This window comes from Pedobacter sp. KBW01 (assembly GCF_003852395.1).
In the GTDB taxonomy this organism is placed as follows: Bacteria; Bacteroidota; Bacteroidia; order Sphingobacteriales; family Sphingobacteriaceae; genus Pedobacter.
In genome coordinates this window covers 126082-136277 of sequence record NZ_QAJQ01000021.1, presented here as the reverse complement: position 1 = coordinate 136277, position 10196 = coordinate 126082, and the positions used below count along the sequence as shown (strand labels likewise).

Sequence of the window (10196 nt, the reverse complement as noted above, 5' to 3'; positions counted from 1 at the left end):
AACTTTTTGGGGGCAGTGCACAATTGCCAGGGCTCTATTTTTTTTCCGAAACTAAAGGAACTTATTTTTTAGCTACTAATTTCACAGCTAATTCAAACTCATCGTTGATTGCTTTGTCGCCAATGCTATCAAAGAATGACTTAGAACCATATTTGATGTCATATTTAGTTCTGTCTACCACGATTTTACCAGCTAAAGCAGAAGCAGTACCATCAGCATTAAGTGTTACAGTTGCAGGGAAACTTAATGGCTTAGTAATACCTTTAATGGTTAAGTTACCTGAAACAGTTACATTAGCACCGCTACCAGCTACTTTAGTAATTACAAAAGTTGAAGTTGGGAATTTAGCAACACCGAAGAAATCGTCTGCTTTTAAGTGACCTTCTAATTTTGCGCTGCCATCAGCATCTTTAATCGAGTTCATATCGATGGTGAAAGTACCACCTGTTACACTTTTACCGTTTACAGCAAGTGAACCTGATTGTAAAGCGATTGTTCCGTTGTGAGAACCTGTTACTTTTTTACCAACCCAAGTAATGGTCGATTTTGCTGCATCTACAGTATAGGTAACTGGTTTAGTAGGGTTTTTAAAAGCTGACAAAGCCACAACTGCTGCTAATAAAAAGATTGAAGAGATTTTTAATTTCATTTTTCTGGTTTTTTAATTTGATACAAATATAGATCAACCGATTACCTGTTGTTATTGACCTATGTTAAGTTTTTCAAAAATAATCGGATTTATTTAAAATCATTCTATTGACTGCAGATTTATAATAAAGGTTTAATTTGTTTACTTTTTAATGTGAATTAAATCTCCAGGCATATTTAGGCTTATATTCGTTAAACCTTTTTTACATGATCAGAAAAATTTTAGCCGTTTTAGCTGGCTATGCTATTTTTGTTATATCGTCACTTTTGCTTTTCAAATTATCAGGGCAAAAACCACATGCCGATGCATCAATGTTTTTCAAGCTGCTTACACTACTTTATGGAACTTGCTTTGCTGCCTTAAGCGGTTACGTATTAGGGCTGATTGCCAAAACCAGTAATCTAAATCTGAATTATGTTTTAGCTATAATTATTGCCGGCTTTGCAACATTTTCACTTTTCAGCACAAGTGGAAGCCATTGGACACAGCTTTTGGCTATATTTATTTTTGCTCCAACATCAATTCTAGCCGGCAAACTATACTTGAATAAGAATATTAATAATCAATTATAACGATATGAACCACAAAGCAACATCCATCCGCCCCTTTATCGGCGCAAAAGATTTTGAAATATCGAGAAGCTTTTACCGTGACCTGGGTTTCGAAGAAACTACTTTAAGCGCACATATGTCGGTTTTTAAAACTGGTAATCTGGCCTTTTATCTCCAAAATGCTTATGTAAAAGACTGGATTAATAACACCATGGTTTTTATGCAAGTTGATAATGTAGACCGTTATTATAATGAACTGGTTGCGCTCGATTTACCCAGCCGATATCAAAATGTAAAGCTTACGCCCATCCGCCATCAAGAATGGGGCAGTGAGTGTTTCCTGCACGATCCTTCCGGGATTTTGTGGCACTTTGGAGCTTTTAGTTAGATGACCTTCAACCAAAATAATTTTCTCTTCCTGTAAAACCAATGAAAAGACTTCCAAAAGCATTAGAGGTATGCTTACTGATTTTAAGCATTATACTATCTTTTATTTTAGCAGTAACGACTCCTAAATTAAATCAATTGGAGCTTGGGGCAATGTTCAATTTTACATTTCCATGGATACTTGGTATTATTACGCTAATACTCTTATTTATAATATCACTAATTACCCAAAACAAAAAAATTAGAATTGCTGCACTGTGTATATTAAGCGGTTGTAATATAACCTTAGGTATCCTTTTTCACTTCGCTTAAAACGAAAATATTTATGAAAATTTATTCAATCATAGCTAAAGGAGATTGAAATATGCAAATAAGGTCCTTATTCAGTCCAAACATCCAGACAAAAAAAATCTGCAAGTTTTATGAAAAAATTTCATAAAACTTGCAGATCAATATGTCCGTGATGACACGGACCCAGGCGTTTGGACTAAGGTTATGGCAAGGAAAACCTTAAACCCTCTACCTTTCTACCTTCAACCTTATGGAACAATCTCTTCCAAATAACTTTCAATCGGCGGACATGCGCAGATTAACGCCCTATCGCCATGGCTATCGTTAACACGACCAACTGAAGGCCAGAACTTGCGCTCTAACACGTACGGAAGTGGGAACGCAGCAGTTTGACGGCTGTAAGCATGCTCCCATTCGTTTGCAGTAATTACTGAAACTGTGTGCGGCGCATTTTTAAGCGGGTTATCTGTTTTATCTAAAGTACCGTTTTCTACCTGGGTAATTTCGTTTTTAATCGCAATTAAGGCATCACAGAAACGGTCTAACTCATGTTTAGGCTCCGATTCTGTTGGCTCAACCATTAAAGTACCCGCTACCGGGAACGAAACTGTTGGTGCGTGGAAACCATAATCCATTAAACGTTTGGCGATATCGGTTACTTCGATTCCGAAGGCTTTGAAAGAACGGCAATCTAAAATCATCTCGTGTGCACAACGGCCCTGAGCTCCTGAATAAAGTACCGGGTAGTGTTGCTCTAAACGCGCTTTCATATAGTTGGCGTTTAAAATGGCATATTTAGTAGCGTTGGTTAAACCTTCAGCACCCATCATTGCAATATAAGCATGAGAAATGATCAGGATCGAAGCCGAACCCCAAGGTGCAGAAGAAACTGCAGAAATTGATTTTCCTTTATCGATATCAACTACAGCGTGACCAGGAAGATAAGGAACAAGGTGTTTTGCCACACCGATTGGCCCCATACCAGGCCCACCACCACCGTGAGGGATACAGAATGTTTTATGTAAGTTTAAGTGGCAAACGTCGGCACCAATATTAGCCGGGCTGGTTAAACCAACCTGTGCGTTCATGTTTGCGCCATCCATATAAACCTGTCCGCCGTTAGCGTGGATGCTTTCGCAGATTTCGATAATACTTTCTTCAAATACACCGTGTGTAGATGGATAAGTTACCATCAAACAAGAAAGGTTATCTTTATGTAATTCCGCCTTAGCTTTTAAATCTTCAACGTCGATGTTACCGTTCTCTAAAGATTTAACAACCACAATTTTCATATCGGCCATTGCCGCAGAAGCCGGGTTGGTACCGTGTGCCGAAGCAGGGATTAATGCCACATTACGGTGGAAATCGCCTCTATCGTGGTGATAAGCACGGATAACCATTAAACCTGCATATTCACCTTGTGCACCTGCATTAGGCTGTAAGCTCATGGCAGCAAAACCTGTAATTTCGCTTAACCATTTATCCAGTTCGTTAAAAACAGAATAGTAACCCAATACCTGATCGGCTGGAGCGAAAGGGTGAATGCGACCAAAGTGAGACCAGGTAACCGGAATCATTTCGGCTGTTGCATTTAACTTCATGGTACAGCTACCCAAAGCAATCATCGAGTGGCAAAGCGATAAATCTTTTGCCTCTAACGATTTAATGTAACGCAACATTTCGTGTTCTGAATGGTGCGCGTTAAAAATCGGGTGCGTTAAATAAGCCGAAGTACGTTGTAATGCTTCAGGGATTACAGTTGCTACATTTTCAACAACCTCTACCTGATCGCCTGCAAAGCCTTTTGCCCTTGCAAAGATTTTAGCAATTAAGGTAATATCTTCGAAAGTAGTGGTTTCATCAATTGAAATGGTAACGGTATTACCTACATAGTTCAGGTTGATTTCGTTATCCAAACAGTAAGCGTGGATACCGCCTTTTAAATCACCTAAATCGAAACGGATGGTATCGAAATAAGCTGAATTTAATTGCTCGTAACCTAAGTTTTTCAAAGTAGTGGCTAAGCTGATGGCTAAACCATGTGTACGCTCAGCAATAGCTTTTAAGCCTTTCGGACCATGATATGCCGCATAGAAACCGGCCATAATTGCCAATAAAGCCTGTGCAGTACAAATATTCGAAGTTGCTTTATCTCTACGGATGTGCTGCTCGCGGGTTTGCAAAGCCATACGTAAAGCATAATCGCCATGGCTATCGATGGTTACACCGATAATACGACCAGGGATTGAACGTTTATATTCTTCTTTCGTGGCGAAAAATGCAGCATGCGGGCCACCAAAACCCATCGGAATACCGAAACGTTGTGTAGTACCTACCACAATATCTGCACCCCACTCGCCCGGAGGCGTTAATAAGGTTAAACTTAAAATATCGGCAGCAACCGTTAATTTAATGTTCAAATTGTGCAACTCAGCAGCAAAGTTTTTGTAATCGAAAACCTCGCCGTTGCCAGCAGGATATTGAACTATAGCACCAAAGAACTCTTCGGTAGCTACAAAATCTAAATGCCTGCCAATAACCAGTTCAATGCCGTAAGGATTGGCGCGGGTTTTTAAAATATCGATGGTTTGGGCAAAAAGCAATTCAGAAACAAAGAATTTCTTAGCTGCCTGATTTTTACGCGTGCTGTATTGCATAAACATGGCCTCAGCTGCTGCTGTACCTTCATCTAACAATGATGCATTGGCAATTTCCATTCCGGTTAAATCGATAACCATGGTTTGGAAGTTTAACAAAGCCTGTAAACGGCCTTGTGCAATTTCTGCCTGATAGGGCGTATATTGGGTGTACCATCCTGGGTTTTCGAATACGTTACGTAAAATTACACCCGGCGTAATGGTATCATAATAACCTTGACCGATAAAGCTTTTGAAAACTTTATTCAACAATGAAGTTTGTTTTAAAGCACCAAGATATTCAGTTTCTGATTTTGCTGCGGGCAAATTTAACGGTTGTTTTAACCTAATTGCCGTCGGAACGGTTTGTTCAATCAGCTCATCAATAGAATTTACGCCAACAATGTGCAACATTTCGGCTGTATCAGCCTCATTAGGAGCAATATGGCGATTTTGAAAATCTTCCTTGTAGTGGATATTTAAGCTCATGCGGTATGAATAATAAATTTGCGTGCAAAGGTAACAAAAACGAAGCTTTATTTCGCTATATATCAGTGTAAAAAAGGCGTCTTATTCAAGTTTAAAAGCTACCAAAGCAGTAGATTTTATACATGAACAAAAAGACAAACGTTTGTTCTTTTTAAGCAAATAGGATATTAGTTTGGAAAGCACTGGCAGTTCTAAAATTTAAATTCGTTCCCGTTATCCGCTACAATCTTTTAGCGTGCATTGCAGAAAAAAAATCACTGCCGTCTGTTAGAATTAGAAACATCTGAGTCTACAAAAAATAAAGATTATAAATACTTGATTGAACTATGTTATTACTTTTCGCTAACGTTGAGTGAATAATAATATGTATTTGAGCTTCTTCTAGTTTGCAATATCAGCACCAAACAAAAGAATAAATTACTTCTTCTTATTTATTGAATCTATCATATCACCAACTTCTTTTTCTGAATAGTCTTGAAGATAAATATTCATTACACCGGTCTTTATTTTTGATTTATTTTCTATAACATACATCAATCTATTAGCTATCACTACAGCTATATATGGATATTTGTCATTTCCTGTCCCTTCTTCCAAATCTTTAGTACCCTTATTGTCAAAAACAATTACGACACCGTATGTCTCATTTTGGTCAATTACATTTTTTTGTACTGTAGCACGTAATATATTAGTTATTGACGCAAATGGCTTTTTGGAAATATGATAATATTCTGTAGAATGATCTTTTTTCATTTTTATTCCCTGTCCTTCATCTGCAAGAAAATAAAAACCTGTTGCGACGTATGAATCATTAATACCGGAAGCACCATCAGATTCCATAATCTGATTTATACTCAGTTGATTTCCTGCAGAACTGTTTGAGCAAGAATACAAAAGCAATGTAAAAAGCAAATTCAACATAAAAAATGTTTTCACCTTAAAGCCTACAAATATTGGGGATTTAAAATATTGTCTTTCTCTTTACTTCTGCACCTTCCAACCCTCATCCTTACTCAGCTTCAGCTTGTAGGTTTTGGTAATGAAATTGCTGTTCTTATTGGCATCCTTATCAAAAGGCTCAAAATCTGTGGTTACCATTTTTAAAGATACGGTTACCTTTGCAGTGCTCGAATTTACCTGCGAAAAATCAACAGGCTTCTCATCTGCCAATACATACTCTACCACTTTAACGGTAGCCTTATCTCCATCCTGCTTTAACACCAGTGGACTTGCCTTTTCGGTTAACGTAATCTGATAAACAAAACTGCTATCTTTTGAAAGGAACTTCTTTTTGGCTTCTTTTAAATTAAGTGTTACCAGGCCTTTGCTGGCTAAGGATTTGTATTTACCCAACTCAAACATATCGTTGGTACTGTTGAATTTGATTTCGCCAAAGTTAAACCTGGTGGTTTTATATTCAGGATTGGCTTTAAGGTAATCGGTAATTACTTCGCCTGCTTCTTCCTGGTTAATGGTGGTTTTGGTTTTACAGGCCGTGAAACCAATAACAACGAAAGATAAAATATAAATGATCAGTTTTTTCATGTGTAAATGCGTTAAGCTTTTTAAAGGTATTTATTTTTAGTTTAACCGCAAAGCACCTAAAGATGATTAATCGTTATACCAGCCACGGATTGTTTATTAAATATCACTCTGAGCGCTCTGTGCTTTTTCTTTGTGTGCTCGGTGGTTAAAACATAAGAGATTCTGGCCTGCGCCAGAATGACGGCTTAATTGGCTTCTCATGCTTTGCGGTTAAATTAAGTTTATTTCCGCTTTAGAAACTTCAGATTAGGCAAAATCATTGCCGATAGGATAACTACAACCCCAACCCACCTTAAAAATGAAACCTGTTCTTGCAGCACAAAACCAGCCATCATTACAGCTACCGGCAATTCGGCTGCACTTAAAATCGAGCTTAATGCCGTACCAATTTTCGGCACTCCTTCGGCAAAACACAAGGGTGGAATTACCGTTCCAAAAACAGAGATAATCAATCCCCATTTAAGCAAGCTCCCACCTAAAGCACCATTAAATAAGAAGGCTGGTGGAAAAAGAATAAAAATCAGGATACAGGCACCCGTAATCATCAAGGCACTTTTCTTTAATACCGGATATTCGTTACCTATCCTTCCACTCAGCAATAAGAAGCCTGCATAAGAAAGCGCTGCCAATAACCCGAAACCAATTCCTTTTAAGCTCATATCGCTCATACGGGTTTCAACCATTCCACTGGCCAGTACTGTACCGCCTAAAACCAATGCTATTGCCAGTAATTGTAATCCGGTTGGCTTCTTTTTAAAAAAGACCAGCTCCATTAAAATACTCATCCAGATAAACTGCATTAGCAAAACAATCGCTACCGAATTGGGTACAAGTTTTACCGATTGATAATAAAAAACACTCACCAATCCGGTACAGGTTCCTGCCAGAACCATTTTCCACCATGGGGTTACCAGGGTTATTTCTTTAGCTTTATAATTTGATGTTCTCCGTTGAAAGAAAAACAATACCCATAAAATTACGGCACCTAAAAAAGCCTGCGCACCAGTTACATCGCCAAGGGTATAACCTTCGTGGTAAGCCAGTTTAACAAAAGTAGATAATATGCCAAAGCTACAGGCACCGAAAAAAACAAGGAGGATTCCTTTAAGCATAATGTATTTTTTTAACCACAGAGAAATAAGAGTTTTCACAGAACACACAGAGGCTCTGTTTCTCTATGTATTCCTTTGTGCACTCTGTGGTTAATTAAGCAAGTTGCTGCAAATAGCGTTGTATGGTAGTCTCCAAACCTAAATAAAGTGCATCGCTAATTAAGGCATGACCGATAGAAACCTCCAGCAAACCTGGAATGCTTTGTGCGAAATAATGCAGGTTGTGTAAATCCAGATCGTGACCGGCGTTAATGCCCAAACCCAGTTTATTGGCATGGTGTGCAGCTGCAATATAGTTAACAACCGACTTTTCACGGTCAGCAAAATAGTTATGCGCATAAGCTTCGGTGTACAGTTCAATACGGTCAGTTCCGGTTGCTAAAGCACCTTCCACCATTTCTACAACGGGATCTACAAAAATAGAAACACGAATGCCTGCATTTTGAAATACAGCTACCATTTCTTTCAGGTAATCTTTGTGTTTAATCGTATCCCAACCGTGGTTAGAAGTAATCTGCCCTTCGGCATCGGGCACTAAAGTAACCTGTGCAGGTTTGTTGGCTAAAACCAGGTCTACAAATTTATCTTCGCGGCAATTTCCTTCAATATTAAATTCGGTTGCAATGGCAGCTTTCAAATCGTAAACATCCTGATAGCGGATATGCCTTTCATCAGGTCGCGGGTGAACTGTAATTCCCTGCGCGCCGAAACGCTCGCAGTCTAATGCAACCTTAACCAGATCAGGATTATTACCGCCACGGCTGTTGCGTAGCGTAGCAATTTTATTGATGTTAACCGATAACTTTGTCATGAAGCAAAGATAGGGCTTTGCCTTTGTTAATCTTAAACCTTGAAAAAATTTGACTTTTTTTTGCTCATATTTGCTTCTCGTAAATGAATATAAAGGATACTACATTATATAAGCTCCTGATTGCACTAATTGTACTGGTGAGTACTTTTGCCCTATTCGGCGGTATAATGGAACCCGATTCGGCACTCTACGCTTCTATTGCCAAAAATATGGTACTTAGAAACGACTGGGTTAACATTTATGTGCGTGGATTAGACTGGCTCGATAAACCACATTTAACCTTCTGGCTGGCCGCCGCCTCATTTAAAATCTTTGGCATTAATGCCTTTGCTTATAAACTTCCATCTTTTCTCGCCGGTCTGCTGGGTGCCTGGTATTTGTATAAACTTGCTAAAAGCATTTATAGTGAAAAGACCGGATTAATCAGTGCGCTGATTTTGCTTAGTTCACTGCATATACTCATTTCAACCTTCGATGTTCGCGCCGAGGTTTACATTACCACCTTTACCTTAGCAGCCATTTATCACTACTATAAAGCGCATCAAAGTTCTTTTTGGCATATTGTTCTGGGCTCATTCTTCTCGGCCTGTGCCATTATGATTAAAGGCATATTTGTTTTGATTCCGGTTTTTGGTGGTTTCATTATTTATTGGCTCCTAACCAAACAGTTTAAGCAACTATTAAAATTAAAATGGTGGCTGGCCATTGTACTGATTTTCATTTTTATCATTCCGGAACTGTACACCCTTTACGTTCAGTTTGATTTACATCCTGAAAAGCTGGTGTTTGGGAAAACGGGGATATCGGGCATAAAGTTTTTCTTTTGGGATAGTCAGTTTGGGCGCTTTTTTAACAATGGTCCCATTAAAGGTAAAGGCGATATTTCTTTCTTTTTGCATACCACACTTTGGGCATTTTTACCCTGGTCGATATTATTTTATACTGCCGTGGTTAATTTATTCAAAAAGAAAAACCGCCGCAATTTACCTCCCGAAAGCATCATGATCTGGACGAGTGCAGCAATCACCTTCCTGCTTTTCTCTTTATCGAAATTTCAGCTGCCCCACTACATTTTAATTATTTTGCCACAATTTGCCATCATTACAGCTTTGTACCTTCAAAAACTGGAAAGCAAAAGCTTGAAAGTCTTTTTTACTATTCAAAATGTTTTGGCTGTGCTGATTACTTTAATCCTTAGCCTGGTGGCTATTGCCTTTGGCTTTAAAAACAATTACCTGGCCATTACCATCTTAGTTGTGGTACTTATTGCCTCGTTCATGGTGTTTAAAGGAATTAAAACCGAAACCATTTTGGCGAGAAGTACCATTATCTCAGCAAGCCTGATGTTGTTCCTTTCAATATTTTTCTATCCCTCGGTGTTGAAATACGAATCGGGCATGGAGGCCGGCAACTGGTTAAAAGCAAATTACCCGCAAGCGAAAGCTTCAGTTTTAATGTACCCTGATGCTTATTCTTTTGATTTTTATGCATCGGGAGATCCAAAATATTTTTGGGACTACGAAGAACTGGATAAATTTAAGGGCGATGAAAATCTGGTGATTTACGCTCCTGAAACGGAACTGCCTAAATTGAAAAAAGATTATAGCGCAACAGTACTAAAATCGTTCGAATACTATCACATTACTAAGCTTACCCCTAAATTTATCAATGCCAAAACGCGTCCTCAGTTATTAGAACATTTTTACCTGGTTAAATTGCATTAAA

Annotated in this window: 10 protein-coding genes; 4 read left to right on the top strand and 6 right to left on the bottom strand. The window is 38.5% G+C overall.

Annotated elements, in window-relative coordinates:
• Positions 1 to 61: 61 nt before the first annotated feature.
• A complete protein-coding gene (locus DBR40_RS20520) occupies positions 62 to 649 on the bottom strand; it encodes a YceI family protein (RefSeq protein WP_124561619.1) in 588 nt (195 codons plus the stop codon).
• A gap of 206 nt (positions 650 to 855) precedes the next feature.
• On the opposite strand from DBR40_RS20520, the gene DBR40_RS20515 reads away from it, so the two are divergent.
• The 3 genes from DBR40_RS20515 to DBR40_RS20505 are packed head-to-tail and all read left to right on the top strand — an operon-like array spanning position 856 to position 1899.
• Complete coding sequence (locus DBR40_RS20515; protein ID WP_124561618.1) at positions 856 to 1221, top strand: hypothetical protein; 366 nt, start codon at positions 856 to 858, stop codon at positions 1219 to 1221.
• 4 nt (positions 1222 to 1225) lie between these two features.
• On the top strand, positions 1226 to 1588 hold the full coding sequence (locus DBR40_RS20510; RefSeq protein WP_124561617.1) for a glyoxalase: 363 nt from the start codon (positions 1226 to 1228) through the stop codon (positions 1586 to 1588).
• 41 nt (positions 1589 to 1629) lie between these two features.
• Positions 1630 to 1899, top strand: a complete 270-nt coding sequence (locus DBR40_RS20505; RefSeq protein ID WP_124561616.1) for a hypothetical protein — start codon at positions 1630 to 1632, stop codon at positions 1897 to 1899.
• A 227-nt stretch (positions 1900 to 2126) separates the two neighbouring features.
• Here DBR40_RS20505 and gcvP read toward each other — a convergent pair whose 3' ends face one another.
• The 5 genes from gcvP to DBR40_RS20480 all read right to left on the bottom strand — a co-directional run bounded on the left by gcvP (position 2127) and on the right by DBR40_RS20480 (position 8471).
• Entirely contained in the window at positions 2127 to 5003 is a 2877-nt protein-coding gene (gcvP, locus tag DBR40_RS20500; protein ID WP_124561615.1) for an aminomethyl-transferring glycine dehydrogenase, read from the bottom strand.
• A 417-nt stretch (positions 5004 to 5420) separates the two neighbouring features.
• Complete coding sequence (locus DBR40_RS20495; protein WP_124561614.1) at positions 5421 to 5843, bottom strand: hypothetical protein; 423 nt, start codon at positions 5841 to 5843, stop codon at positions 5421 to 5423.
• A gap of 141 nt (positions 5844 to 5984) precedes the next feature.
• Positions 5985 to 6548: a hypothetical protein gene (locus tag DBR40_RS20490; RefSeq protein ID WP_124561613.1), complete on the bottom strand. Its 564-nt coding sequence runs from the start codon at positions 6546 to 6548 to the stop codon at positions 5985 to 5987.
• Between the two features lie 221 nt (positions 6549 to 6769).
• A complete protein-coding gene (locus tag DBR40_RS20485; protein WP_124561612.1) occupies positions 6770 to 7660 on the bottom strand; it encodes an EamA family transporter in 891 nt (296 codons plus the stop codon).
• Between the two features lie 94 nt (positions 7661 to 7754).
• Entirely contained in the window at positions 7755 to 8471 is a 717-nt protein-coding gene (locus tag DBR40_RS20480; protein WP_124561611.1) for a pyridoxine 5'-phosphate synthase, read from the bottom strand.
• 83 nt (positions 8472 to 8554) lie between these two features.
• Here DBR40_RS20480 and DBR40_RS20475 point away from each other — a divergent pair, with 83 nt between their 5' ends.
• Positions 8555 to 10195 carry an ArnT family glycosyltransferase gene (locus DBR40_RS20475; RefSeq protein WP_124561610.1) on the top strand — a complete coding sequence of 547 codons (1641 nt, stop codon included), beginning with the start codon at positions 8555 to 8557 and terminating at the stop codon, positions 10193 to 10195.
• Position 10196: the final 1 nt, after the last annotated feature.